Source organism: Streptomyces sp. NPDC094032, from assembly GCF_040303965.1.
Lineage (GTDB): Bacteria > Actinomycetota > Actinomycetes > Streptomycetales > Streptomycetaceae > Streptomyces.
In genome coordinates this window covers 280718-304748 of the sequence record NZ_JBEOUE010000001.1, presented here as the reverse complement: position 1 = coordinate 304748, position 24031 = coordinate 280718, and the positions used below count along the sequence as shown (strand labels likewise).

Annotated in this window: 20 protein-coding genes; 7 read left to right on the top strand and 13 right to left on the bottom strand. The window is 74.8% G+C overall.

Features of this window, described 5'->3' with window-relative positions; genetic code table 11:
- Window positions 1-105: 105 nt before the first annotated feature.
- Window positions 106-3063: a helix-turn-helix transcriptional regulator gene (locus ABTZ54_RS01120; RefSeq protein WP_351655283.1), complete on the top strand. Its 2958-nt coding sequence runs from the start codon at window positions 106-108 to the stop codon at window positions 3061-3063.
- 72 nt (window positions 3064-3135) lie between these two features.
- On the opposite strand, the gene ABTZ54_RS01115 is transcribed toward ABTZ54_RS01120, so the two are convergent.
- The 4 genes from ABTZ54_RS01115 to ABTZ54_RS01100 all read right to left on the bottom strand — a co-directional run bounded on the left by ABTZ54_RS01115 (window position 3136) and on the right by ABTZ54_RS01100 (window position 7911).
- Complete coding sequence (locus tag ABTZ54_RS01115; protein WP_351655280.1) at window positions 3136-4752, bottom strand: ATP-binding cassette domain-containing protein; 1617 nt, start codon at window positions 4750-4752, stop codon at window positions 3136-3138.
- On the bottom strand, window positions 4749-7463 hold the full coding sequence (gene lanKC / locus ABTZ54_RS01110; RefSeq protein ID WP_351655278.1) for a class III lanthionine synthetase LanKC: 2715 nt from the start codon (window positions 7461-7463) through the stop codon (window positions 4749-4751). Before lanKC ends, ABTZ54_RS01115 begins: the two co-directional genes overlap by 4 nt.
- Before the next feature lie 114 nt (window positions 7464-7577).
- A complete protein-coding gene (locus ABTZ54_RS01105; RefSeq protein WP_351655275.1) occupies window positions 7578-7688 on the bottom strand; it encodes a class III lanthipeptide in 111 nt (36 codons plus the stop codon).
- 112 nt (window positions 7689-7800) lie between these two features.
- Window positions 7801-7911 (bottom strand): class III lanthipeptide, encoded by a 111-nt coding sequence (locus ABTZ54_RS01100; RefSeq protein ID WP_329426498.1) that lies wholly within the window; start codon window positions 7909-7911, stop codon window positions 7801-7803.
- Window positions 7912-8249: 338 nt separating this feature from the next.
- Here ABTZ54_RS01100 and ABTZ54_RS01095 point away from each other — a divergent pair, with 338 nt between their 5' ends.
- The gene (locus ABTZ54_RS01095) at window positions 8250-8594 is read left to right on the top strand and encodes a hypothetical protein (protein WP_351655271.1); all 345 of its coding nucleotides are present in this window, start codon (window positions 8250-8252) and stop codon (window positions 8592-8594) included.
- A 61-nt stretch (window positions 8595-8655) separates the two neighbouring features.
- Here the strand turns inward: ABTZ54_RS01095 and ABTZ54_RS01090 are convergent, their stop codons facing one another.
- Window positions 8656-9378 carry an HNH endonuclease family protein gene (locus ABTZ54_RS01090; protein WP_351655268.1) on the bottom strand — a complete coding sequence of 241 codons (723 nt, stop codon included), beginning with the start codon at window positions 9376-9378 and terminating at the stop codon, window positions 8656-8658.
- 72 nt (window positions 9379-9450) lie between these two features.
- On the opposite strand from ABTZ54_RS01090, the gene ABTZ54_RS01085 reads away from it, so the two are divergent.
- From ABTZ54_RS01085 to ABTZ54_RS01075, 3 genes are all read left to right on the top strand, one after another.
- Window positions 9451-10383, top strand: a complete 933-nt coding sequence (locus ABTZ54_RS01085) for an aminoglycoside phosphotransferase family protein (RefSeq protein ID WP_351655265.1) — start codon at window positions 9451-9453, stop codon at window positions 10381-10383.
- A gap of 125 nt (window positions 10384-10508) precedes the next feature.
- Window positions 10509-12584: a hypothetical protein gene (locus ABTZ54_RS01080; RefSeq protein WP_351655262.1), complete on the top strand. Its 2076-nt coding sequence runs from the start codon at window positions 10509-10511 to the stop codon at window positions 12582-12584.
- Window positions 12581-14119 carry an ABC transporter substrate-binding protein gene (locus tag ABTZ54_RS01075; RefSeq protein WP_351655259.1) on the top strand — a complete coding sequence of 513 codons (1539 nt, stop codon included), beginning with the start codon at window positions 12581-12583 and terminating at the stop codon, window positions 14117-14119. The genes ABTZ54_RS01080 and ABTZ54_RS01075 overlap by 4 nt, the downstream gene beginning before the upstream one ends.
- A 27-nt stretch (window positions 14120-14146) precedes the next feature.
- Here the strand turns inward: ABTZ54_RS01075 and ABTZ54_RS01070 are convergent, their stop codons facing one another.
- Both ABTZ54_RS01070 and ABTZ54_RS01065 read right to left on the bottom strand, forming a co-directional pair.
- On the bottom strand, window positions 14147-14884 hold the full coding sequence (locus ABTZ54_RS01070) for a DUF2071 domain-containing protein (RefSeq protein WP_351655256.1): 738 nt from the start codon (window positions 14882-14884) through the stop codon (window positions 14147-14149).
- The gene (locus ABTZ54_RS01065; RefSeq protein ID WP_351655253.1) at window positions 14881-15243 is read right to left on the bottom strand and encodes a metalloregulator ArsR/SmtB family transcription factor; all 363 of its coding nucleotides are present in this window, start codon (window positions 15241-15243) and stop codon (window positions 14881-14883) included. Before ABTZ54_RS01065 ends, ABTZ54_RS01070 begins: the two co-directional genes overlap by 4 nt.
- A gap of 114 nt (window positions 15244-15357) precedes the next feature.
- Between ABTZ54_RS01065 and ABTZ54_RS01060 the strand changes: the two genes are divergently transcribed.
- Window positions 15358-15948 carry an isochorismatase family protein gene (locus ABTZ54_RS01060; RefSeq protein ID WP_351655250.1) on the top strand — a complete coding sequence of 197 codons (591 nt, stop codon included), beginning with the start codon at window positions 15358-15360 and terminating at the stop codon, window positions 15946-15948.
- Window positions 15949-16004: 56 nt separating this feature from the next.
- Here the strand turns inward: ABTZ54_RS01060 and ABTZ54_RS01055 are convergent, their stop codons facing one another.
- Window positions 16005-17183, bottom strand: a complete 1179-nt coding sequence (locus ABTZ54_RS01055) for an alpha/beta hydrolase family protein (RefSeq protein WP_351655247.1) — start codon at window positions 17181-17183, stop codon at window positions 16005-16007.
- Between the two features lie 132 nt (window positions 17184-17315).
- Here ABTZ54_RS01055 and ABTZ54_RS01050 point away from each other — a divergent pair, with 132 nt between their 5' ends.
- Window positions 17316-18053, top strand: a complete 738-nt coding sequence (locus ABTZ54_RS01050; RefSeq protein ID WP_351655244.1) for a hypothetical protein — start codon at window positions 17316-17318, stop codon at window positions 18051-18053.
- Window positions 18054-18060: 7 nt separating this feature from the next.
- Here ABTZ54_RS01050 and ABTZ54_RS01045 read toward each other — a convergent pair whose 3' ends face one another.
- From ABTZ54_RS01045 to ABTZ54_RS01025, 5 genes are all read right to left on the bottom strand, one after another.
- A complete protein-coding gene (locus ABTZ54_RS01045; RefSeq protein ID WP_502997165.1) occupies window positions 18061-18861 on the bottom strand; it encodes a phosphate ABC transporter ATP-binding protein in 801 nt (266 codons plus the stop codon).
- Between the two features lie 71 nt (window positions 18862-18932).
- A complete protein-coding gene (locus ABTZ54_RS01040) occupies window positions 18933-19847 on the bottom strand; it encodes a sortase (RefSeq protein WP_351655241.1) in 915 nt (304 codons plus the stop codon).
- Window positions 19844-21145, bottom strand: a complete 1302-nt coding sequence (locus ABTZ54_RS01035) for an Ig-like domain-containing protein (RefSeq protein ID WP_351655238.1) — start codon at window positions 21143-21145, stop codon at window positions 19844-19846. The genes ABTZ54_RS01040 and ABTZ54_RS01035 overlap by 4 nt, the downstream gene beginning before the upstream one ends.
- A 33-nt stretch (window positions 21146-21178) precedes the next feature.
- Entirely contained in the window at window positions 21179-22123 is a 945-nt protein-coding gene (locus ABTZ54_RS01030) for a hypothetical protein (protein ID WP_351655235.1), read from the bottom strand.
- Window positions 22124-22158: 35 nt separating this feature from the next.
- Window positions 22159-23991, bottom strand: coding sequence for a hypothetical protein (locus ABTZ54_RS01025; protein ID WP_351655232.1), 1833 nt, complete (start codon window positions 23989-23991; stop codon window positions 22159-22161).
- Window positions 23992-24031 lie beyond the last annotated feature (40 nt).

The following is a 24031-nucleotide window of genomic DNA, read 5'->3' as shown; positions in this document are numbered from 1 at the left end:
GGACGGCTGCAGGGGGCACCTGTCCGCTTCTTATCGTCATGCCCGGCGACGCGGCCATCGCCACGGCGCCGACCTCCCTCTTCCCCCACCCCCTAGGAGAGGCAGATGACGAACCCCTACGCCTGTACCACCCCGGTCCGGGACGGTGTCCCCCATCCCGAGGGACAACTCGTGGGCCGGGGAACCGAGACGGGGCGGATCGCGGACACGCTCGCGGCCGCCCGCACGGGCCGGGGCGGAACGGTGATCGTCACCGGCGAGCCCGGCGTCGGCAAGACCCGGCTCGCCGCCGAGGCGATCACGGCCGCCCGGGACGCCGGGATGGCCGCCGCCCGGGGCGGCGCGGGCACGGTGGGCCCCGCCGTCCCCTACCGGCCGCTGGTGGAGGCGCTGCTCGCGCTCTCCCGCGCCGAGCCCTCGCCCGGTCCTGAGGAACCCGGCCGCTACGGCCCGGTGCTCGCCCGGCTGCTCTCCGACCCGCTCGGCGCCGAGGTCGCCGCGGTGTCGCCGCTGATGGTCGCCGAGGCGGTGCTGCGGCTGATCGCCGACGTCGGCCGCCGACGGGGCTGTCTGCTCGTCCTGGACGACCTGCACGAGGCCGACCCCGGCACCCTGGCCGTCGTCGAGTACCTCCTCGACAACCTCGGACACCTGCCGGCCGTCCTGCTGCTCACCACCGAGCGAGGGCCCTGCGGCGCCCTCGCCCTCGCGGCCCGCGCCCGCCAGGACGGCGTCGCGACGGTCGTCGACCTCAACCCGCTCGGCCACTCGGCGGTGCGCCGCCTGGTCGCCGCCGAACTGGGCATCGCCCCCGAGGAGGTCAGCCCCGCGCTCGTCCGGCGCGCGGCGACCGGCGGCGCGGGCCTGCCCTTCGTGGTCAAGGAGCTGGTCCACGGCCTCGACGGGGTCGCGCAGAACCTGCGGCTGCGGGCCGCCCGGCTCGGCCCGCGCGGCGAGGAGCTGCTCAGCCTCGCGGCCCTGCTGGGGCCGCGCTTCCCGCTGCCGGTGCTGCGGCACGCGGCCGGCTGCGACGAGGCCGAGCTCTCCGCGCTGCTGCGCGCCGGGACCGCCGCCTCCCTCGTCGTGCCGGACGGCCCCGGCGCGGACTGGTACGCGTTCCGCTACCCGCTGGCCGCCGAGGCGTTACGAGGCGCCCTCGGGCCCGTCGAGCACGCCACGCTCGCCCGCCGCGCCGCCGACGCCCTCACCACGCTGCACCCCCGGCTGCCCGGCGCCTGGTGCGGCCGCGCCGCCGAGCTCCACGAGCAGGCGGGCGACACCCCGCAGGCCGTCCGCCTGTACGCCGAGGCGGCCCGGCGGGCGACGGCCGAGGCCACCCCCGACCGGGCCCTCGACCTGCTGGCCCGGGCCCATCGCCTGTCCGACCCCGACACCGCGCCGGAGCCCCACGCGGCCGTCCTCGAACGGCTCCTGGACGCCGTCGGCAGCTCGGGGCGGCTCGACCGGCTGCCCGCGGCGGCCGGCGGCGGGCTCCCGGACGACGGCACCGGACGCCCCTGGGAGCCGGGGCCGACCGTGCCCCCGGCCCTGCGGGCGGGCCTGCACGCGCGGCTCGCGGAGTTACAGGTGCAGGCCGGGCGGCCCGTGGCGGGTCTGCACCAGCTCGACCTGGCCCGGCGGCTGCTCGCCGGACGCGACGCCGACCGGGCCGACGGGACCGACCGGGCCGACCGAGCGGACTGGGCCGACGGGGTCGTCGCCCGGGTGGAGCTCGCGGCGGCCCTGGTGGAACCGGTCCGGCTGGCCCCCGAACGGCTGCGCACCGCCGAGGAGTCCGCCCGGCGGGCCGTCGAGACCGCGCACCGCGCCGGGCTGCCCGAGGTGGCCGGCCGGGCCCTGCTGGCCCTGGCCCGGCTGGTCCGGGACCGGGACGAGCCGGCCGCGGTGGCCCGTCTGGAGGAGGCCAGGTCGCTCGCCGAGGCGTACCGCCTGCCGGGCGTCCGACTGTCGGCCGAGCTCGGCCTGGCCCGCGTCGAGGCGCGCCGCGACGGCGGTACGGCCCCGCTGGAGCGGGCGCGGACCGAGGCCCTGCGGGCGGGGCTGCTGCCGACGGCGCACGAGGCCGGTCTGGAGCTGGCCCACGACCGGGTGCGGCGCGGCGCGTTCGACTCCGCCGGGGAGCTGGTCCACGAGGGGATCGCCGAGGCGGCCCGGCTGGGCCTGGGCCGGGCGCTGTCCCGGTGGCGTCTTGTCGACGCGGTGCGCTGGGCGCACCAGGGCCGGCGGGCCGAGATGGGCGAGGCGCTGGAACGTCTCGCCCCGCTGCTCGACGCCGCGCCGGGGGTACGGCCGGTGGCGTACGGGCTCGCCCGGGGGTTCTGCGCGCTCCTGGAGGAGGACCACGAGGCCGTCGAGCGGGACTTCGCGCGGGCCCTGGCGTACGACGCGGAGAATCCGGCGACCGGCGAGTTCGGCCGGCACGGGGTCGTGCTGCTGCTCGGGGTGCTGGCGGGCCGAATGGGCCGGCGGCATCACGAGGGGGTCGTGGCGGCGAGCGCGGCCGGGGCCCGCTGGAACCGCCCGTACGTCGGTCTGGCGCACGCGGTGCTGCTGGGCCGGGAGGGCAGGACCGGCGAGGCGACGGCCGCCGCCGCGGCAGCGCTCGACGCGGCCTCGCCGTACCCGGTGACCCGCCATCTGTGTCTGCGTCTGGTCGCCCGCCCGGCGCACGAGGACGGCTGGGGCGCCCCGGTGGAGTGGCTGCGCGAGGCCGAGGAGTTCTTCCACGGCGCGGCCCTGCCCGCACCGGCGGGTGCCTGCCGTTCGCTGCTGCGCGGGATGGGGGCCCCGGTCCGGCAGCGCCGCTCGGGCGCCGACCGGGTGCCGCCGGGGCTGCGCCGGTGCGGGATCACGGTGCGGGAGTTCGAGGTGGCGCGGCTCCTCGCGGAGCGGTTCGGCAACCGGGACATCGCCGGCCGGCTGCACATCTCGCCCCGTACGGTCGAGAAGCACGTGTCGAGCCTGCTGCAGAAGACCGGCCACCCGACCCGGGCGGCCTTCGCGTCGGCCGCGCGCGAGCTGGTGGCCGGTCCGGCCATGTGACGCCCGGGAGTTCGTGTCCGGAAAGCGGCGCCGCCCGGCCCACGGGCCGGGCGGTACCTTCCGGACACGGCCTCAGGCCGGGGTCCCGACGCTTCCCGGGACCTCGGCCACGGCCAGGTTCACCACCCGGTCGAAGGCGCTGTCGAGGTCCTCGTCGCCGTGGTGCACGACAAGGAGCGCCCGCCCCTCGGTGCGCTCCCGCAGCATGCGCAGGACCAGCGCGCGGCCGGTGTCGTCGAGGTTCGCGAAGGGCTCGTCGGCGAGGTACACGTCGGCGTCCTCGCCGAGCAGCGCGGCGACGCCGAGCCGCTGGCGCTGGCCCGAGGACAGCTCCGAGGGGAGCTGGTCGGCGAGGCCGTCGAGCCCCATGACGGTGCGAAGTCCGGGGTCGCCGACGAGGTCCCGTACCGGCAGCGGGGGCAGGTGGACGGGCGAGGTGAGGCTCGCGACCCGGGGCGGCAGGGTGACCGTGCCGCTGTCGGGGGCGAGGGTCCCGGCGACGATGTGCAGGAGGGTGGTCTTGCCGCAGCCGTTGGGGCCGCGGAGCAGGACCCGCTCGCCGGGGCGCAGCCCGAAGTCGGGGATGGCCACGGAGGTGTCGGCGTCGGACCGCTTGTCGAGGTCGACCGCGTCGACGTCGTCCGGCACGGTCCCGTCCCCGTCCCCCTCGTCCTCCGCCTTCCCGTAGCGGACCCGGGCGCCGCGTACCAGCACGAGGGAGCCCTCGTCGTGGTACGGGTCGCTGCCGGCGGCGCGCAGGATCTCGATCCGCTTGAGGACGGCCGTGTTGCGGCGGGTCTGCGGGATCATGTTGACGAGGTCGAAGATGCCGGTGACGGCCCGCCACAGCGAGTTCACGAAGGCGAGGAAGCTGCCGAAGGACATCCGGCCGCTGAAGACGAAGAAGGCTCCGATGACCATCGACGCGGTGTCCGACAGGTTCATCACCAGGTCGCTGAGGGTCCGCTGGCGCTGCGCGAGGCGGTAGTTGGCGTAGGTGATGCCGAGGAAGCCGTTCAGGGCGTCCTGGTTGGCGGCGCGGGCGCCGGGCAGCAGCGAGCGCAGTCCGCGCAGGGCGTGGAAGGCTTCGAGGGTGCGGGTGAGGGTGTTGACGTACCGCGCCTCGGCCTCGCGCTCGGGGTCGGTGTTCTTCTCGATCCGCCGGGCCAGGTCGTTGCTGACCAGGACCAGCGGCGGGATGATCACCAGCAGGATGAGGCTGGCCTGCCAGGAGAGGTAGAGCAGGACGCCGAGGAAGACGACCGAGGCGCAGGCCTGGCGGGCGATGCGGATGCAGACGTCGACGGCCGGCAGCACGCCCTCGCGGACGTCGTTGTGGATGCGGCTGACGTAGGAGGCGTTGCCCTTCTGCGAGATCTTCCGGCCGTCGAGACCGAGGGTCCGGCCGAGGAGCTCCGTCTCCAGGGCGAGGACGAAGGCGTTCTCGAACCGCTTGCGCCACAGGCCGATCCCGTAGCCGGAGAGGTTGAGGGTGAGGCCGAGGACCAGGTAGCAGCCGCCGAGGAAGAGGAACCTGCCGAAGTCGGCGGTGAGGATCGCCTGGTCGAACAGGGCCTTCAGGAGCAGCGGGTGCAGCAGGGCCTCGGTCCCGCCGAACAGGGCCTCGGCGACGAGGATCCCGGTGAAGGGGCGCTGGTGGCCGCGCAGGGTGCGCCAGATCTGTTTCACCGGTTGGTCCCGTCCGTCCCGTCGAGCTCGTCGAGGAGGAAGTCGGCCATGCCGCCGTGGTTGGCGCGGTGCAGCACCCGCAGCACTCCGGCGGAGCCGGTGAGGTAGTCGGTGGAGCAGCGCAGCAGGCCTTCGCCGGGGACGCCGAGCGGGGTGACGCCGGCCCGGCGCGGGACCTCGAAGTGGGCGGCGGGCTCGAAGAGGAACACCTTGCGGAGGAAGTCGAGCTGGCGCAGGGCGGTCTCGCGGTAGGAGGCGTCGCCGGTGATCTCGGCGGCGTCCAGGAGGGCGTCCGCGATGCCGCTCATGCCGAAGGAGTAGCCGGGGAGCACGGAGTGGCCGACGTCGAGGGCGCGCAGCACGGTCCGCGCCGAGTCGAGGTCGCCGTAGCGCAGCAGCACCTGCGCCACGCCCGCGGAGCCCACCTCGATGTAGGGCTCCATGGTCCCTTCGTGCTCGAACATGATCAGGCCGGAGTCCTCCAGGGGCTTCGCGTGGGCCATCTCCCAGGCGAGCGCGTCACGGCCGAGGTCCCGGTAGTGCTCCTCGCCGGTGACCTGGTGCATCCGAAGGAGGAACATCGCCACGCCGGCCTGGCCGAAGCCGAGCCCGGTCAGCGGGCCCTCCTCCGAGAAGTCGTTGAGCCAGTAGGCGAGCCGGCCGTCCCGCTGGACGGTGTCGAGCAGCACCCGGGCGCAGTCCTTGGCCGCGGCGAGGTCGCGGGGGTCGCCGCCGCGCAGGAAGAAGCGCAGGTTGGTCATGCCGATGCCGGACAGGCCGTAGTAGAAGGTGTGGTCGGCGGTCTCCAGGGCGCGCCGGTTGGCGTGGCCGAGGAGTTCCCTGGCCTGGCGGCGCATGCCGAGCGACTCGGCCGCCCAGGCGATGCCGGCGAGGCCGCTCATCAGGCCGTCCGGGTAGGCGTCCAGGTCGATCCGGGTGAGCTGCTCGCGCAGCCAGTCGTGCCATTCGGGCCGTACGGGGACGCCGGAGGCGTTCAGCGACCACAGCACGCCGCTCGCGCCGAAGCCGAGGCTGAGCGGGTTGGTGACGTGCGCGAACGGGTCGACGGGGAAGAGCGTGGCGCGCTCGGTGTCGGCGGCGGCCTCGACGAAGGCGGCGACGCCGGCTTCGGTCGCCCGCAGTCCGGACGGCTCGATCTCGGGGCGGACGCGCTCGGTCCTGACCTGGGCGAGGAGGTCGGCCTCCTCCGCGTCGAGCAGGGCGACGACGTCGGCGAGTCCGATCCGGGTGGCGGCGAGGTCGGTGACAAGACGGTGGACCCGCTCGGGCCAGCCGAGGCCGTCGAAGAAGACCTGGTAGGTGTCGAGGACGTCCTCGCGCAGATAGGACATGGCGGCGATGGGGAAGACGAAGTACGCCATGGTGGAGGCCAGGGAGTAGAGGTCGCCCTCGATGCCGGCGGGCTTGAAGCCGCCCCGGGAGAGGCTGAAGCCGGGGGTGTAGAGCTCGACGGGCCGGGTGAGGCCGTCGCCGCTCTCGCCCGTGGCGCCGGAGCCGTCGACGAGGCGGCAGGCCTCCAGGTCGACGATGCTCACGTCGTACGTGTCGGGGTCGATCAGCAGGTTCGCCGGGGTGAAGTCGCCGAGGACGACGCCGTGCCGGTGGGCGGCGTCGATCGCGCGGGCGAGGCCGCGGAAGACGGTGATGAAGATCCGCAGGTACTCCCGCGAGCGCTCCGGGTCGAAGCCGGGGCGGGCGAGCGGGTTGTGTTCGAGCAGCACCGAGCGGATGTCGGTGCGGTCGATGAACTCCTCGGCGATGTAGTGGTGTTCCCAGTGCCGGAAGCGGGCGATCGGGTCCGGGTAGGCCTCGACGTCGGCCAGCCGGTTGAGGAACATCCACTCGCGGCCGAGGACGTCGACGGCGTCGTAGTCGAGGCGCGGGTTGAGGTTGGTGTGCGGCCGGGCCTCCTTGACGACCACCTGCCGGTCGCCGTCCAGGGTGTCCTCGGCGGTGTACACGCCCCCGCTGTTGGAGAACTGCAGGGCTCCGGTGACCCGGAAGCGACCGCCGAGAAGGCCCTCCCCCTCGGCCTCCTCGGCGGGCTTCCAGTCGGCGAACGGCCACGGCACCCACCAGGGGTGGGTGTCCCCCGGCCGCCGGCCGTCCGTCTCGGGCTTCCCGTCGGGTCCCAGGATGTGCGGGATCCTGCGGCCCAGGATGTCCACGGTGTGCGTGGAGAGCAGCTGGCCGTACCGGAAGTACAGCGCCTTGCTGTCCCGATATCGCAGATCGGACAGCACGTACGCGCCCTCGGCGCCCTCCAGCAGACGGGCCAGGTCGGCGAGGCACGTCCTGAATTCGTCCTCGTCGCGCGGGTAGACGGTGAGCAGCTTGCCCCCGCTCCCCCTGGACATCGCCTTGGAGTTGAGCATCTCGAAGACGTTGAGGTCGAGCGCGATCTTGAAGTCGATCTCCCGGGCGACGAGATGGCCGATCACCGTGGCCGCTACCTCCCTCACCTGACGGTGGTTGGAGGACACGTGGATCTTCCATCCCTGCTTCGGGAGGTCGGGGTTGTGCCGATGGCTCCACCAGATGCCGCTGCGGACGAAACGCGCCCGCGTCCGCTCGTCGAGGTCGGCCAGGAAGTGGTCCTTCCTCGGCCTGTAGTACACGTCGAGCGGATCGAAGAAGAGGGTGTCGTTCCAGGCGAAGAGGAACCGGTGGACCCATCGTTGGTCGCGCATGTCAGCCTCTGTGGTCGTCGAGATGCCGCCGACGGCAGCGGCGGGGCGAGTGCGCCACGGTCCGGGCGGGGGCGCCGGGCGCTCCCGCCCCGACCGTGCCGGCCGTGCGGATGTCTACTCGGGGTCCCTGTTGCAGCAGTCCGCCGCGGAGCTGGTGAGGCTCGCGACGGGGACCCTGCTCGCGGTGGTGCGGGGCTGCAGGTTCTGGAGCTTGAGGACGCTCATGTCGTCTCCTCCGTGAGGCGCCACCGACGACTGCGGCGGCGCGACGGGTGCGCCACGGTCCGGGTGGGGGCGTGGGGCGTCCCCACCCGGACCGTGGCGGCCGTGGTGGTGACTACTGCGGGTCGTTCTTGCAGCAGTCCGAGCCGGAGCTGGTGAGGCTCACGGAGACGGCCTTGCTGGCGGTGGTGCGGGGCTGCAGGTTCTGGAGCTTGAGGACGCTCATGTCGTCTCCTCCGTGTCGAGTGCGCGGGACGCGCACTGCTGCTGGTGTTCCGTCTGCCGTTCGGCGCCGAGCGACATGCGCAAGTCAACGCGATGCGCACGGGGGGCACATGGGAGCTCCCACCCCATAATTCGGCCGCACGTCCCCCACGAAAGATGGGTGTACGGGCGGGCGGAATGGTGGTGGTCGAGACCCGGAAGCCGCTGATGGTGAAGCCGCTCGGCATCACCCGAATGGGCGCACCCGAATGGCCGTACGCACCCTCCGGTCCTAGGGTCGGTTCAGATCCCGGTTCACGTCTCGGTTCCGAGACAGATGGCTAGCCAGGGAGGTCAACCATGAACCGACTTCGCACCCTCGCCATCGCGGCCGCACCCGCGGCACTGCTGATCGGCCTGGCCTCTCCGGCGTCCGCCGCGCCCGCGCCGCAGGCGCCCGCCGCACCGGCCGCCAGCTGCTACAGACCGGGGGCCGACCAGGTCCTCACCGCCGAGGAGGGCATCGCGCTCGTCAGCGCCTGCAAGAGCCAGAAGCAGGACCCGTCGTGGCACTGGATGGGCAACTACGGCTCGGTCTACGACGTGGCCAACGTCGCCAACAGCAGGGGCGTCGGCCCCGGCGGACTGGTCACCATCCCGAACGCCAGCGGCGGCGGCCTGATCCCCACGTTCATGTACTACTGAACCACCGGCGCCTCGCGGCGGCACGGCGGGCACTCTTCCTGATGCCCGCCGTGCCCGCGCGTCAGCGACCGCAGGTGTCCAGCATCCCTCCGAGCGCGGTCTTCTCCGCCTTCGTCACCGTCAGGCCGTAGAAGGACTTCACCGAGGTCCAGGAGCGGGCGTACGCGCACCAGTACGTCCGGGAGGGCGGCTGCCACTCGTCGGGGCCCTGGTCGCCCTTGGAGCGGTTGGAGACGGCCGAGACGGCGAGGAGCTGGGGGCGGGTGAGGTCGTTGGCGAAGGCCTTGCGCTTCTCCTGGGTCCAGGTGTTCGCGCCGGAGCGCCAGGCGTTGGCGAGAGGGACCGTGTGGTCGATGTCGAGGCCGGCGGCCTTGGTGAAGGCCTTGCCGTCGTAGACGCTGGTCCAGGTGCCGGAGACGGCACGGCACTGCGCGTCGCGGCGCACACCGCGGCCGTCGCGTTCCAGGACGGTCTCGCGGGTGTTGCAGTTGTCGCCCTGCTCGGCCCAGTGCGGGAAGCGGTCGCGGCTGTACCCGGTCATCGAGCCCTGGGGCGCGACCTTCAGGCGGGCGAGCTGGGTGCGGGCCTGGGAGGCCGTCGGGACACCGGGCAGGGTGCCGGCGGGCGTGTCCCCCGCGGGGCCCTTCGGCTTGGCGTCGCCCGACGAGCGGGGCGCCTTCGGCTTCGCGTCGCCCGGGCCCCCGCCCTGACCCGCGCAGCCCGCGACGACGAGCAGCGCCGCCACCGCCGATCCCGCTATGCACAGCCGCTTCTGACGCCCCATGAGCCGCATCTTCCCCTCCGCCTGGACCTTCGTACGCGGGGCAGCGTACGACGTCGCGCGTAGGGTGCCGGAATGATCGTGGTTCCCGAGGAGTTCGTACGGAGCACCGTCGCGCGTGAGGGCGGGCCGGGCGCGGCGTGGACGGACCGGCTGCCGGTCCTCGTCGCGGAGGCGCTGGACCGCTGGGGCTGTGTCCCGGACGGCGGGGTGCTGCACGGGGGCGTCGGCGTGATCGTGCCCGTACGGCGTGCGTCCGGGGAGCCCGCCGTGCTCAAGGTGTCCTTCCCGCACCCGGGCAACGTGCACGAGCCGGACGCCTTCGCCGTGTGGGGCGGCCGCGGGGCGGTGCGGCTGTACGAGCGGGACGACGAGCGGTTCGCGATGCTGCTGGAACGGGCCGGGGTCTCGACCCTGGCCGAGGTGCCGGACGGCGACGAGGTGGCCAGGACCGCGGGCCTGCTCGGACGCCGCCTCGCCGTGCCCGCGCCGCCCGGCCTGCCCCGGCTGAGCGAGCGGGCCGACGCGTGGGAGGAGGAGCTGCGGCGGGACGCCGGGGAGCTCGCGCACGCGATGCCGCGCCGTGTCGTGGACGCCGCCGTGGCGACCGTACGGGAGCTGGGACGCGTCCAGCCCGACACCCTGGTCCACGGCGACCTGCACGCCCGGAACGTCCTGCGGGCGGAGCGCGAACCGTGGCTCGCGGTCGACCCCAAGGGGTACGCGGGGGACCCGGCCTACGACGGGGGGACGTTCCTGAAGACCCACGCCCCGCGCCTCATGGGCGCGGCCGACCCGGGGGCCGCCGCCTTCCGGGTCCTCGCGGTGTACGCGGAGGCCGCCGGGCTGGATCGTGAACGGGTGCGCCGGTGGGCCCAGTTGCAGGTGGTGCAGACGGCGTTCTGGGGGCGCAGGCACGGTCTGCGGCGGGCACGGGGCGGGCCGCAGCTCGACGGGCTGATGGCGCTCGCCGACCGGCTCGCGGAGCTCCTCACGGATCCGCGATAGCCCCCGTGGGTTCTGAGTCAACTGCCGCATACTGTTGATGACTTGTCATCTTCTCCTGTTCTCCCGCCCTCACGCGGTGCACCATGGACCCGAGTTGCTGGGGGGATCATGACGGGGGGCTCAAGGTGACCTTGTACGGACGGGCGGCGGTGCTCGACACCGTGGTGCCCTCCTTGGTGGGGCTCGGGGGCGAGGGGGCCGCCCGGGAGCGCATCCCGGGCGGGAGCCCGCTGCTGATCGAGTGCGGTGGCGGGCGGCTCACCGGCAAGACCGCTCTCCTGACGGAGCTGTCGGCGCGGTACGCGCAGCGCATACCGCAGGCGTACGCGGATCTGGGGGCGGCGGACTTCGGCCAGCCGGGGATCGCCCCCGCGGCCGAGGGCGCCGCCGCGAGCGCCTCGCGGACCTTGGACCTGCTGTTCTACCTGAGCGACAAACTGAGCCAGAAGGCGGGCAAGTTCAGCGGCAGGCTGTCCTTCCCCCGGCTCACCCAGGGCCTTGTCGCGGCCACCGGCTGGCAGGTCGTCCGGCCCGCCGAGCTCCCGGCCGCCCGCCGCCGGCTGGAGGGTCTGATCCAGGAGACCCAGCCCGATCCCCAGGCGCGCCGGGACCGCGTGGCGGGGTGGATCACGGAGATCAACCAGGGCCTCGCCGGCGCGCCGGGGCTGCCGCTCGGGGTGAACGGGCTGGTGGCCGGGTTCGCCAACATCCTCGCCACCGAGCTGCTCGGCCCGCGCGCCGACCGGCACGGTCTCGCCTGGTGGGCCAGGCGCGGGATCGCCCCCCAGGGCGACGAGCACGCCCAACTGGCCGCGCTCGCCATGAGCTTCCACGGCAGCCCGACGGCCCGGCAGGGCGCGGAGCGGCACCTGCTGGCCGCCTTCCTGGAGGACATGGCCGACCACTACACCCGGCCGCGCGTGTGGAACCGGGTGCCCCGCCCGCTGCTGCTCCTCGACAACGTCCACACCGAGCTGGGCCAGGAGTTCCTGGGCGCGCTGACCCGCGCCTGGCACGACGAGCCCGCCCGGATGCGCCCCGGCGTCGTCGTCACCGCCCTCACGGCCGAGCCGTCCGACCCGGGCCCCGAGGGCACCCCGTCGACCAGGGCCTCGGCGGGCTCCGCCTGGCGGGGGGACCGGCCGGCGACGGCGGACGGCTGGGTGCTGCGGCTGCCGCTGGCACGCCTCGAACTCGAAGAGATCGAGGCGATGTTCGACACGGCCCGGCCGGATCCCGACACGGTCCGTCTGATCCACCGGCTCAGCGCGGGGCGGGCGGGGATCGCCCACACCCTGGTGGAGGCGGTCCGTCAGCGGCTCCTCGGCGACGGACCCCTCGACCACCGCACCCTGCTCGACCTGCCGATCGGCGCCGCCCCGGGACAGCCCGTGTACCAGCGGCTGCTGCGGCGCCTGGTCCCCCAGGACGTCGCCCGGTCGCGCCTGACCTACTACGCCGCGGCCCTGGACGACGGGGCCGCGCGCCGGCTCAGCGCCGACTACCCGCCCGACGACCCCGGCGGCCTGCCCGTACAGGAGACCCGCGAGCTGCTGCACCGGGACCACGGGGGCGATCGACCCTGGCCGGGCACCGAAGGACCGTTCGTCGGCGACCCCACCCTGCGCGCCCTGTTCGCGCACGAGCTCCGCACCCGGGCCGAGACCCTGTCCGCCGACGGAGAGCCATGGCGGAACATCCACCTGCGCCTGCGCGCCCGGTACACCCCGGACGCCGGGAGCACCGTCGCCGGGCCGCCCGACATCCGCGCCCTGCACCACTCGCTCGCGATCGGCGACACGGAGACCGTCGTGAACGCCCTGCACCACAGTCTGGCCGACCAGGACGCGTCCGCCTGGCTCGCCTCCCTCAACCTGGTCTGCGCCGCGCCGTACCCGCCCCGCAACCTGGCCGCCCCGGCCACCGCCCCGGAGAACTGCCCGGCCTGCGCGGCCGGCGGCGACCCCGTGCACGAGGCCGTACGGCTCCTCGTGGTCACCCTGTGGAAGCAGTCCCACCCGCTCGCGGTCCCCGACCCGGCGAAGGCCAACCGGATCCGGCTGAAGCTGCTCACCCTGACCCAGCAGAGCGCCGACGTCCCCCAGGAGATCTTCTACCGCGCCCACGCGCAGTGGCCGTCCCTCCTGAACGACTGGCACCAGGCACCCGAACTGCCCACCTACGAAGGGCCCCACGCATGAGCATCGGATGGCCCGCGGGCCCCCTCAACCGCGCCCTCGTGATCGCCTCCGCCGCCGTCCTGCTGACGATCGGCGGCTATCTGGCCTACGGCTGGTGGGCCCCCGACCCGACCTGCGCCACCGGCGTGGAGAAGCAGGGCCCGCTGGAGGAGTGCGTCGGCGTCACCGACGGCGGCTACGTCTTCACCGAGGCGCTGAGGCAGGTCACCGGCCGCATCAAGGCGGAGAACGACGACGTCGCCGGAAAGTCCCCGGCCACCGTCGCCCTCATGATCCCGATGATCTCCGACAACCCCGCCCAGCAGCGGGAGTACGTCGAGCAGGTGCAGGGGGCCTACCTGGCCCAGTACCGCGCGAACCACAAGGCCAACAACAAGCAGCCGCCCATCCGGCTGGTGCTCGCCAACCCCGGCCGGGGCTACAAGCAGTGGCAGACGGTCGCCGACCAGCTGGTGCGGTCCGCGGCGGACGGCAAGGAGAACCTGAGGGCCGTCGCCGGCATCAACATCAGCATCCCGGAGACCGCGGCGGCCGTCCGCTACCTCACCAAGGAGAAGGGCATCCCCGTCGTCGCGGGCCCCATGACGGCGGACGACATCAAGAACTCCGCGACCGAACCCCACGCCTTCCCGGGGCTCGCCCGTGTCGCGCCCAGCAACACCGACCAGGTCGACGCCCTTGCCGCGTACGAGTCGGACATCAAGCCCGCCGAGACGATCGTGGTCGAGGACATCCGCGAGGGCGACAACTACCTGGCCACCCTGCGCCAGACCTTCGAGAAGCTGGCCAAGGGCGCGCCCAACGCCCCGGAGACCTTCCGGTCGCCCCCCGACTTCAACGACGAGGGCAACCTCGCCAACGACTTCCACCAGATGGTCCCGGATATCTGCGCCTCCGCCGCGAAGACCATCTACTTCGTCGGCCGCCCGGTGCAACTGCGCCAGTTCCTCGTGGAGTTGGGCGACCGTACGTGCAACAAGCACTACACGGTGATGACCGGCTCGCACGCCTCCACCCTGACGGTCGACCAGAAGTTCACCGAACAGTGGGGCGTCCTCGCCAAGGGCGCCGGGATCACCCTGCGCTACGCGGCCCTGGCCCACCCCGACGCCTGGGGCGGCAAGGGCACCCAGGCCACCGGCGGCTCCCGGGCCGCCGCGACCGAGCTGTCCGACCTGCTGCGGAAGGCGAGCGGCAAGGGACCCGACTCGATCGGCCCCGCCACCCTCCTCGACGGCCGCGTCATCATCACGTACGACTCGGTCTCCACCGCCATCGCGGGCATCCGCAACGACACGGTGGGCGACGTGAAGATGCCCTCTCTCACCGAGGTCGCCGACAGCTGGCTGCGGCTGCACGGCGTCAACCGGGTCGAGGGCGCCAGCGGCTGGATCTGCCTCGACCGCTACGGCAACCCGTACAACAAGGCGGTCCCGATCGTCCATCTCGACCCGGCCACCAAGACCGCCGTCTTCGACGGCATCGCCTGGCCCCGGGGCCGCGCACCCGACGCGAACTGCTCGATCCCCAACTGAAAGGGACCCCTCCCGCTTCGACGGCTCCTATGCGACTCCCGCCGCGACCGCCATGTCCGGGAGGGCCCGCCAGTGGACCGGGACGTCGCGCATGACCAGGACGGAGTCCAGGGTCGCGGTGCCCGCCGGGAAGCGGCCGGGGTCGTCGAAGTAGGTGGAGCGGGCCGAGGTGACGTGGCCCGCTTCGATGTGCCAGGCGTCCGTGTGGAGCCGCATGCCGTCCAGGGAGCGGCCGGAGCGGGTCGCCGACCAGCCCTTGCTGCCCGCGCGGAAGAACGCGGAGGCCTCGGCGAGGTCGGCGAAGAGCTCGCTGCCCTCCAGGCGGTCGGTGACGCGCGCGGTGACGTCGACGGCGGTCAGCCCGTCGCGCGTCGCGTACGCCACGCGCAGGGTGTCGGGGGTCTCCCGCACCTCGAAGTCGGCGTGTCCGTGCTCGCCGGGGAAGACCCGGCCGCCGGCCCAGCGGTTGACGAGCGAGGCGGTGTCCCGGCGCGGGATGTAGACGCCGGTCTCGACGCCGTCCGGGCCGTCCCACTCGACCGCGATACGGTGCGCCGCGTTCTCGCTGGTCAGCCCGACGGCGGCGGGTGCCCAGGCGGGCCGCACCGCGCCGAGCCGCAGCAGGCAGATCCCGGCGACGGCGTGACCGCGCACGAGCTGCGGGCGCAGCGGGGCGGGGAGCAGGGGGGCCACGGCGTCCGGGGCGACCCGGTAGTTGACGAGGAGGCGCCGTTCGATCACGGAGGCCAGGCGCGGGGGTCTCATGCGTTCTCCTCCCGCACGCGGGCGTCACGGCCCGGCCCGGTGCGCCACTTCGTGTGGCGCAGGACGATCTGCTCGGGGCACACGGCGCTCAGGAAGCGGCCCACGCTGGTGGCCAGCCGGTCCTCGACCAGGGAGTAGAGGATCCGGTTGCCGTCCCGCCGCTCCGCGACCAGCCCGGCGCCCTTGAGGACCCCGAGGTGGCGGGAGATGGAGGGGGCGCTGATGGGGAAGCGGCCGGCGATCTCTCCGGCGGCGAGCTCACCGCCGCCCCGGAGGTCTTCGAGGATCTGCCGCCGGGTGGGGTCGGCCAGGGCGCGGAACACTCCGGCGTCGTCGTCTGGGTCGCTCGTCTCGTTCACGAGATCTTTTTAGCACCTTAGCTAAATAGCTAACAACGCAAGGGCGGTGCGATGTCCGGATCTGCAAGTCGCATGACATTGCCGCCATCGGGTGCCCGTTCGTAGCGTGGAGGCATGACTTCCACCACCCTTCGTGACCTCAACGGATTCGACCGGACCCCCGCCTCGCTCGCCGACGCCACCCTGCTCCTGATCGACTACCAGAACACCTACACGCGCGGCGTGATGGAGCTGGACGGCTGGGAGGCCGCCCTGGAATCCGCCGCCGAGCTGCTCGCCCGGGCCCGGGCGGCCGGTGCCACGGTCGTCCATGTCGTCAACGACGGCGGCGAGGGCACGCCGTACGACATCCGTGCGGAGATCGGGCGGATCCACCCACGGGTGGCCCCCGTCGAGGGCGAGGCCGTCGTCGTGAAGACCGCGCCGGACGCCTTCGTCGGCACCGATCTGGCCGAGCACCTCGACGCCGCAGGCCACAAGGACCTCGTGGTCGCCGGCTTCATGACCCACATGTGCGTCGCCTTCACGACCGCCGGGGCCTTCCTGCGCGGCGACCGCCCCACCGTCGTCGCCGACGCCTGCGCCACCCGCCCGCTGGGCAGCGCCGTGGCCGAGGTGTCGGCCGAGGAGCTCCACCGGGCCGCGCTCGCGACCATCGGCGACCTGTACGGGGTCGTCGTGCCGAACGGCGCCGCGCTCGGCTGAGGCGTACGGCGGGGGGTCCGGGGGCGGCGCGGGGGACCGCCCCCGGACCCGTGCTCTCACGGCCGCTGGAACTTCACCTCCGGGTGCAGCGGGCTCGGGCCCGCCAGGAGCGGCTGCGGCACGCCCCGCAGGTGCCGGTCGAAGAAGGCGCCGACGTACGCGCGGGTGACGGCGAGCGCCCGTTCGGCCGGGATGTCCCCGGCGGGCAGGCCGAAGTGCCGCTGGAGCACCGGCCCGTCGGAGAAGCTGAAGTGGTCGGAGCCCGCCACCGTCAGCCAGCGCTTCCAGCCGCCGAGCAGCGGCCAGGTGGCGTTCCAGGTGACGTCCTGGCCGCCGGGCAGATGCATGCCGTCGTCCGTGCCGAGCATCAGGAACGGGCGCCCGCCGAGCCCCTTCGCGGGCAGGGTGTCCCAGAACGAGCCGTCCATGTTCACACCCGCGTCGATCCGGCGGTCCGCGAGCATCGCCGTGGCGGCGGCCGCCCCGCCGATGGAGTGGCCGGCCATGCCGATCCGGCTCCGGTCGATCGTCGCCGCGTACCGCCACACGGGCCGGGGGCCGGTCAGCCGGTCCAGGAGGAAGCGCATGTCCCCCGCGCGGGCGGCGGTGACGACGCTGCCGTGGACGCCGTCCTCGTCGAGGGCCTTGCAGGCCACGCAGGTGAGGATCCGTCCGTCGGGCAGGGCCGTGCCCGAAGTCTCGTAGGCGTGGTCGACGGACGCGACGACGTAGCCGCGCGAGGCGAGGTCCTCGGCCAGGTTGGTGAGGGTGAAGCGGGGCGCGCCGAAGCCGGGCGAGAGCAGCACCAGCGGGTGCTTCCCGGGCGCGGGCCGTACGCCGCTCTCGCTGTACGTGTCCATCCCGGCCAGCGCCCGCGCGGCGCCCGGGTCCCCGACGCTCACGCTCCCCAGGAGCAGCCGGGCCTCCGCCTCGGTCGTGTACGGGGCGGGGGCGCCGTGCGAGCGGCGGGCCGCCGGGTAGTGGAGCGTCACCATGAGCTCGCGGCCGTCGGCCGTGGGCACCCACGGGTCCTTCCGGGACCGGTCGACGAGGTGCAGGACGGTGCTGCCGACGCGTTCCCCGCCGGTGGGCGCGGGCAGTTCGAGCGGGGCGGGCGCGGGCGCGGGGGCCGAGGTCCCCGTGGCGCGGGGCGCGGCGGCGGCGGGCAGCACCGTCGCCGGTAAGGCGAGGGCGCAGGCGAGGAGGGCGACGAGCGCCCTGGTCTTGGTCGACATGGTGCCGACGCTACGGGGCCGGGCGGGGCCGACACGTCAACCCACGGTCGGACCCCGGGGCGGGGGCGTACACCGGAAGTCTGATCGTTCCGCGTACGCTCACGACGCTGCCCCATGCGACGAGGAGGACCCATGAACGCCCACGACGGAGGACGGCAGCAGCTGGACGCGGCCAGCGTCCTCAACGCCCGCACCACGCTGGTCCAGCTGCTCGCCCGGGCCGGGGTCTACTCCGGCGACGCCGAGGAGCTGATCGGGCTGATCGAGGCGGGCGCCCTCGCCCTCGCCCACCAGGAGGTCGACGGGCTCGCGCACGACGCCCCGCGCGGGGCCGACGAGCGCTACGGCTCCGGCTGGCTCGACGGCGCCCGGGCCGCCGCCGACGGCCTCGGCGGGATCGCCGAGCACGCCCTGCGCCAGGCGGTCGCGGCGGGCGTGCCGGACCGCTCGGCGGACGACCGGCCGCCCGTCGGCCGGATGGAACTGGAGCGGGCCAAGGTCGCGGTGCTGCCGCTGTACCTGTCGTTCAGCGACGTGTCCGACCTCGACCCCGAGGCCACCGACCAGGTGCTCAAGGCCGTCCTCGCCACCCTCACCTCCCGGCAGCGGGCCGGCTACCCGGGGAGGATCACGGAGTTCGCCGCGCTCCACCGCCCGCGCCTGGAGCGGCTGTACGAGGAGTACGGCCCCGGCAGCGCCATCGCGATCCACGGCCGCTACTCCCTCGTCCACTCCCCCACCAGCCTCGCCGTCCTGGAGCGGCTGCTCGGGGACCCGGCGCCGCTGCGGGAGGAGTGGGACGCGGCCGAGCTGCCGCCCGCGTGGCTGGACGGGCTCCTGACGGCCTGGGAGAGCTCGGCCCCGGCCTGATCCGCCGTCAGCCGAAGCGGCCCTCCACGTAGTCGGCGGTGCGGGGGTCCGAGGGGGCGCCGAACATGGCGGGCGTCGGGCCGTGCTCGACGATCGCGCCGGGGGTGCCCTGTTCGGCGAGGAAGAAGGCGCACTGGTCGGAGACCCGGGCGGCCTGCTGCATGTTGTGGGTGACGATCACGATGGTCACCTCGTGGGCGAGCTCGCGGATGGTCTGTTCGATGCGGCGGGTCGAGGTCGGGTCCAGGGCCGAGCACGGCTCGTCCATCAGGAGGACCTTGGGGCGTACGGCGAGCGAGCGGGCGATGCACAGGCGCTGCTGCTGGCCGCCGGAGAGCGCTCCGCCGGGCTGGCGGAGCCGGTCCCCGACCTCCTTCCACAGCCCCGCCTTGGTCAGGCACTCCTCGACGAGGTCGTCCTTGGCGGCGCCGCCGAGCCGGGTGCCGGTGAGCCGGAGCCCGGCGGTGACGTTGTCGTAGATCGACATGGCGGGGAACGGGTTGGGCTTCTGGAAGACCATCCCGACCGTCCGCCGGGCCGCCGTGAGCCGCTGCCCGGCGGCGTAGACGTCCTCGCCGTCGACCAGGACCTCACCGGCCAGCGAGGCCGAGGGGACCAGCTCGTGCATGCGGTTGAGGATCCGCAGGAAGGTCGACTTGCCGCAGCCGGACGGGCCGATCAGGGCGGTGACCAGGCCGGCGGGCATGGTCAGGGACACCCGGTCGAGGACCTTCCGGTCGCCGAACCAGGCCGAGATCCGGCGCGCTTCGAGCGTCGCCCCGGTCGCGGCGGCCCGGGGCCCCGGCACCACGGGGAGCGGGAGCGTGGTCTGGGTCGGGAGGGTCTGTTCGGTCACGGCGGGCACGTCCTTCACTCGGGTCACAGCAGGTCGGGCAGGAGGAGCAGCAGTTGGTCGGCGGTGGCCAGGCCGAGCGCGCCGAGGAGCGGGACGCCGACCACCCAGGTGTGCGGGCGGCCCCAGCGGGCGTGGGCCCACGCGAGGGCGACGGCCGCGAGGAGCAGCGCCTGCCCCCACAGGACCAGCGGCAGCCAGGCCGACGGCTGGGTGGCCATGGGCTTCTCGTCCTCCGGCAGGGCGCCGGGCGGGACGGCGGGCGGCGGGGTGGGCTGGGCGTCCGAGACGAGCTCGGCGTCCACCCGCAGGACACCGCCGGGCATGAAGGGCGTGCCGTCGGCCGTGATGAGGGTGAGCCGGCCCCGGCCCGCCGCCGGGGCGGGCGGCTGGGGGTCGCCGGCCCGGCGCGGGCCGAGCACCCGGTAGCGGTGGGTGCCCTGGCCGGTGGTGACGGTGAACGTGTCGCCGGTGCTCAGTTCGCCCAGGTGCCGGAAGGGTCCCCCGTAGGCGGCCTGACGGCCCATGACGACGCTGGTGCCCGACTGGCCCGGCAGGGGGGTGTCCCGGCGGTGGCCGGGGCCCCGGGTCAGGCCCTCGGCGGTGGTGCCCTCGCGGACGACCTCGCGCAGCCGGAGCGCGGGGATCTCCAGGACGGCCACCGGTTCGCCGGTCTCGGGCGCCCGGCCGCCGCCGGCCGACTTGCCCACCGGGGCGACGCCGTTGGCGAGGGCGGCGCGGAAGGCGGCGTAGTCGACCTGCCGGTCGCGGGCGTGCCGCAGGTCGCTGACCGGGCCCGCGTCGACGACGACCCCGAGCAGCAGGGCGGCGAGGATGCTCAGCGCGGCCCCGGCGACCCGCAGCCGGGGGCCGGCCTGCGGGGCCGCGGCCCGCGCGGGCGGGGCGGGGGGCGCCGCGAGTGCCGTGGGTGCTGCGGTCATCCGATCCTCACCGGGGCGGAGGTGGCGGTGCCCTTGGCGTATCCGGGGCGCTGGGCGGTGACGGTCACGGTGAGCCGGTGGCCCCGGTCGGCGCGGGTCGCGGTGTAGGTGGCGCGGGTGGCGCCCCCGATGACCCGGCCGTCGCGCTTCCACACGTAGGTGTACGTGGTGGCGGCGGGGGTCCAGCTGCCGGTCCTGGCGGTCTGCCGGTAGCCCGCGCGGTGGGTGCCGGCGATGGCGGGCTTCGTGCCGTTGCGCAGGGCCGGGCCGAGTGCCACGCCCAGGGCGGGGCTCGTGGAGACGGTGGCGCCGGTGGTGTTGACGGCCTTGGCCCGGCAGGCGATCCGGTGCGGGTGGTCGGCGGCGACGAGCGCCCGGGTGCGTCCGGTGGCGCCCGCGACGGGTGTGCCGTCACGGAGCCAGGTGTACGCGACGGAGGCGGCGCCGCCGAACGTCACGGCGCAGGTGACGGTGGAGCCGACCCGTACGGTGCCGGTGACCTTGGCGGGGGTGAGCAGCGCCGGGGGCTTGATCTTCACGGTGACCGCGAGCGGCGCGGCGGACGAGGGCGCGTCGACGGCGGGGTCGGACGGCGTGAACTCGGCGGTCAGGGTGTGGGTTCCGACGTTCAGGGCGTCGGTGGTGAGCGTGGCCGTGCCGGTGGTGACGGGGACGGGAGCGCCGAGCGGGGTGGTCCCGTCGAGGAAGCGGACGGTGCCGGACGCGGTGGCGGGGGCGACGGTCGCGGTCAGCCGGACGGGCGTGCCCTGGACGACCGGTCCGGCGGGGCTCGCCGTGAGGGCGGTGGTCGTCGCGGTGACGGGCGGGGTGGTGCGGTAGGCGGTGGTGGAGGTGAACCAGACCGGGGCCGCGAAGTCGCCGTACGTGGCGGAGCCGAAGGCGGCCCGGCAGGTGAGGGTGAAGTCGTAGCGGCCCTGGAGGGTGCTGAATCCGGCGGTGCTCGCGTAGTCCCGCATCGTCTGCGTCAGCGGCACCACGATCCCGCCGTTCGGCGCCGTCGCGTACGTGGCGATCGGCGAGTTGCTGACGACGATCTGGCCGTCGGCCGGGAAGCCGGAGCCCTTCACCGACACGAGGAGGTTGCTGGCCGGTTCGGGGCAGGGGGCGCCCGTGGTGAGGGTGATGCCGCTGGTGTCCGTGCCGGTCCCGGGGGTCACCTCCATCGTGCCGGGGGCGTCGGCCCGGGCGCCGCCGGTGCCGAGGGTGAGGGCCCCGGCGGCGAGCACGGAGACGAGGCCGGCGGTGAGGGGGCGGCGTACCGCCTGGGGGATGCGCATGGTGTCGTCCTTACTTCCGCGGTTCCGCGCGGCTCAGGCGTTCGGCAGGTCGGTGGCGGGGAAGTCCTCGCGGCGGCGGGCGCGCCGGACCAGGACGACCCCGGCGAGGACGAGCGCGGCGGACAGGGCGCCGAGCGCGCCGGTCTGCGCGCCGGTGTGGGCGAGCGTGCCCCTGTCCCCGGAACCGCCGCCGGTGGAGCCGCCGTTGACGTTGGTGGAGACGTCCTGGGAGCCGCCGCTCGTGGTGCCGCCGGCGGCCGAGGAGGTGGCCGTCGGGGAGGCGGTGTCGGTGGGCGAGGCCGTGTCGGTCGGCGTGGCGGTGTCCGTGGGCGTCGCGGTGTCCGTCGGGGTGGCCGTGTCGGTGGGCGAGGCGGTGCCGGTCGGCGTCGCCGTCGTCGAGGGCGTCGTCGTGGGGGTGGCCGAGGGGCTGGCCGTGGTGGTCGGCGGGGTGGTCGGCAGGGCCGGGTCGGTGGCGCGGTAGGCGGTGTTGGAGGTGAACCAGACCGGGGCGGCGAAGTCGCCGAGGCTGGTGCCGTTGAACGCCTTGCGGCAGGTGAGGGTGAAGTCGTAGCGGCCCTGGAGGGTGCTGAATCCGGCGGTGCTCGCGTAGTCCCGCATGGTCTGCGTCAGCGGCACCACGATCCCGCCGTTCGGCGCCGTCGCGTACGTGGCGATCGGCGAGTTGCTGACCACGTTCTGGCCGTCGGCCGGGAAGCCGGAGCCCTTCACCGCCACGATCAGGTTCGTGGCGTCGGCCGGGCAGGCCGCGGCCGTGGTGAGGGTGATCCCGGTGGTGTCGGTGCCGGTCACGGGGGTCACCGTCATCACGCCGGGGGCGTCGGCGGCGTGGGCGGACTGCGCCTGGGCGAGGAGCCCGGCGGTGACGAGCAGTCCGGCGGTGCCGCAGGCGGCGACGAGGGTGCCGACGCGGGCGGCGGTCCGGCCCGGTGCGCGCGGAGTCTGGTGGGTGATGGACACGGTGGGCTCCCTGTGAGGTGGGTGGGGGCGGTGGTTCAAGAAGGGGTGGGGCCGTCGGCCCCGGCGGGGGTCCCGGCGTCGGACCCGCCTGGGGTCCTTCGGCCGCGCAGCCACAGCGCCGCGCCCGCCAGGAGCGCGAGCAGGGCGACGGCGAAGCCGCCCGCCGACCAGGCGGCCGCCGCGCCGCCCGAGGCGTGGGCGGTGGGCACGGGCGCGTCGGACACCGGCCGGGCGGCGGGCGGCGGGGCGGCCGTGGGCGGGGCGGGGGCCGGGGCGACGGCGGGTCCGGTGGGCGTGCGGATCTCGGTGCCGTCCGCGTAGGCGTTCGTCGCGGTGAACCGGAGCGTGCCGGTGAACTCCCGCAGCCCGGTGGCCCGGAAGGCGCCCTCCAGGCAGCTGAGGGTGAAGGCGTAGGTGCCGCGCAGGGTGGTGAACCCGGCGGTGGCCGCGTAGTCCCGCAGGGTGGAGAAGAGCGGGACGGAGAGACCGCCGCCCGGCACCCGCGCGTAGGTGCCGACCGGGGCGTTGCCGACGACGATCTGCCCGCCGCGCGGGAATCCCGCGCCGGAGACACGGGCGATGACGTGCGAGGTCCGCGCGGGGCAGGGGGCGTCGGTGACGAGGGTGATGGGCTGGGCCTCGTCGCCGCGCGGCGGGACGACCGCGAGGCCGCCGGAAGCGGCGGAGGCGCGGGCCGGGGTGTCGACGGCAGTTGCCCGCGCCGGTCCCGCCGTCCCGGCGACGCCCGTCGCGGCGGCCAGCAGGAGGCCCGCCGTCACGGCGACCGCCTGCCGGGGGCGGGGCGCCGTCCGCGCCCGGCCGGTCCCGGCGGTACGGAGCCGTCGGCGCCTGCGTCGTACGGTCAGCAGCGCACCGCCGCCCGAGGCGAGCAGGAGCAGCAGGGCCAGCGACGCCCAGGGCACGGCGGTGAAGCCCGCGGTGCGGGTGACGCGGGGCAGGATCCGGTGCCTGATGTCACCGCGTACGGGCGCGGGGTCGACCGTGACCGTCGTGGTGTCCGAGAAGGCGGGCAGCACGCCGGTGGCCGTGGCGGTGACCCGCAGGCTGTCACCGGGCAGCAGCTCGGGGACGTCGCGGATCTTCGCGACCCGGGCCGCGCCGCCCAGCGGGTCGCGAACCTCGACCGCCTGGCGGGCCCCGAGCCGCACGTTGCCGGTGTTGCGGACGGTGTACGTGATGGTCGCCTCGCCCGTACCGAAGGGGTTGGCCGTGCCGTGGTAGGCGGTGCTCAGGTCCTCGACGGCGAGCCGGGGCGCGAGGTCACCGGCGACGCGGACGTAGATCCGGGCGCCGACCCGCTGGTCGACCGCGACCTTGCTGCCCTCGCGGTCGGTCCTGACGGCCGACAGGGAGGCGACGATGCCGCCGGTGTGGTCGCCGGGGGTCGCGCCCGGGGGCACGGTCAGGGTGAAGGGGACGACGGTGTGGGAGCGGGCGGGCACGGTGACCCGGCCCGGGCGCAGGGCGACCCACGCGCCGACGCCGGTGGGCCGCCGGTCCGCCGCGTACAGGTCGAAGCCGCCGTCGGCGGTGGTGAAGGCGTCCTGGGCGTAGACCCGCAGGGTGAGCGGCGCGGTGCCGTAGTTGAAGACGGCGATGTGGTCCTTGACGACGGCGCCGGGGGTGGCGCCGTAGGAGAAGTGGGGCCGCGCGTCGGGCCGTTTCGCCGAGGACGGCTGGACGCCGAAGGTGGTGCGCCCGGTGTGTCCCGCTCCCCCGTCGCCGGGCAGCGCGGGAGCCGCCGCCGGTGCCGGGGCGGGAGCGGCCGAGGCGGGCGCGGCCGGCAGGGCGGCGAGGAGGCAGGCGGCCAGGGCGGTGGCGAGGCGGCGGGCCGGGTTCGTGGTCATGTCGGGTCGTCCGTTCGGGCGCGGGCGGGACCGGTGCGCG

Bases quoted from the DNA above. Each gene is read 5' to 3' on its own strand.
- ABTZ54_RS01050 (WP_351655244.1), top strand. From the start codon at position 17,316: ATGAACGCCCACGACGGAGGACGGCAGCAGCTGGACGCGGCCAGCGTC.
- ABTZ54_RS01100 (WP_329426498.1), bottom strand. From the start codon at position 7,911: ATGAGCGTCCTCAAGCTCCAGAACCTGCAGCCCCGCACCACCGCCAGC.
- ABTZ54_RS01070 (WP_351655256.1), bottom strand. From the start codon at position 14,884: ATGAGACCCCCGCGCCTGGCCTCCGTGATCGAACGGCGCCTCCTCGTC.
- ABTZ54_RS01095 (WP_351655271.1), top strand. From the start codon at position 8,250: ATGAACCGACTTCGCACCCTCGCCATCGCGGCCGCACCCGCGGCACTG.
- ABTZ54_RS01025 (WP_351655232.1), bottom strand. From the start codon at position 23,991: ATGACCACGAACCCGGCCCGCCGCCTCGCCACCGCCCTGGCCGCCTGC.
- ABTZ54_RS01040 (WP_351655241.1), bottom strand. From the start codon at position 19,847: ATGACCGCAGCACCCACGGCACTCGCGGCGCCCCCCGCCCCGCCCGCG.
- ABTZ54_RS01055 (WP_351655247.1), bottom strand. From the start codon at position 17,183: ATGTCGACCAAGACCAGGGCGCTCGTCGCCCTCCTCGCCTGCGCCCTC.
- ABTZ54_RS01090 (WP_351655268.1), bottom strand. From the start codon at position 9,378: ATGGGGCGTCAGAAGCGGCTGTGCATAGCGGGATCGGCGGTGGCGGCG.
- ABTZ54_RS01105 (WP_351655275.1), bottom strand. From the start codon at position 7,688: ATGAGCGTCCTCAAGCTCCAGAACCTGCAGCCCCGCACCACCGCGAGC.
- lanKC (WP_351655278.1), bottom strand. From the start codon at position 7,463: ATGCGCGACCAACGATGGGTCCACCGGTTCCTCTTCGCCTGGAACGAC.
- ABTZ54_RS01075 (WP_351655259.1), top strand. From the start codon at position 12,581: ATGAGCATCGGATGGCCCGCGGGCCCCCTCAACCGCGCCCTCGTGATC.
- ABTZ54_RS01035 (WP_351655238.1), bottom strand. From the start codon at position 21,145: ATGCGCATCCCCCAGGCGGTACGCCGCCCCCTCACCGCCGGCCTCGTC.
- ABTZ54_RS01085 (WP_351655265.1), top strand. From the start codon at position 9,451: ATGATCGTGGTTCCCGAGGAGTTCGTACGGAGCACCGTCGCGCGTGAG.
- ABTZ54_RS01120 (WP_351655283.1), top strand. From the start codon at position 106: ATGACGAACCCCTACGCCTGTACCACCCCGGTCCGGGACGGTGTCCCC.
- ABTZ54_RS01060 (WP_351655250.1), top strand. From the start codon at position 15,358: ATGACTTCCACCACCCTTCGTGACCTCAACGGATTCGACCGGACCCCC.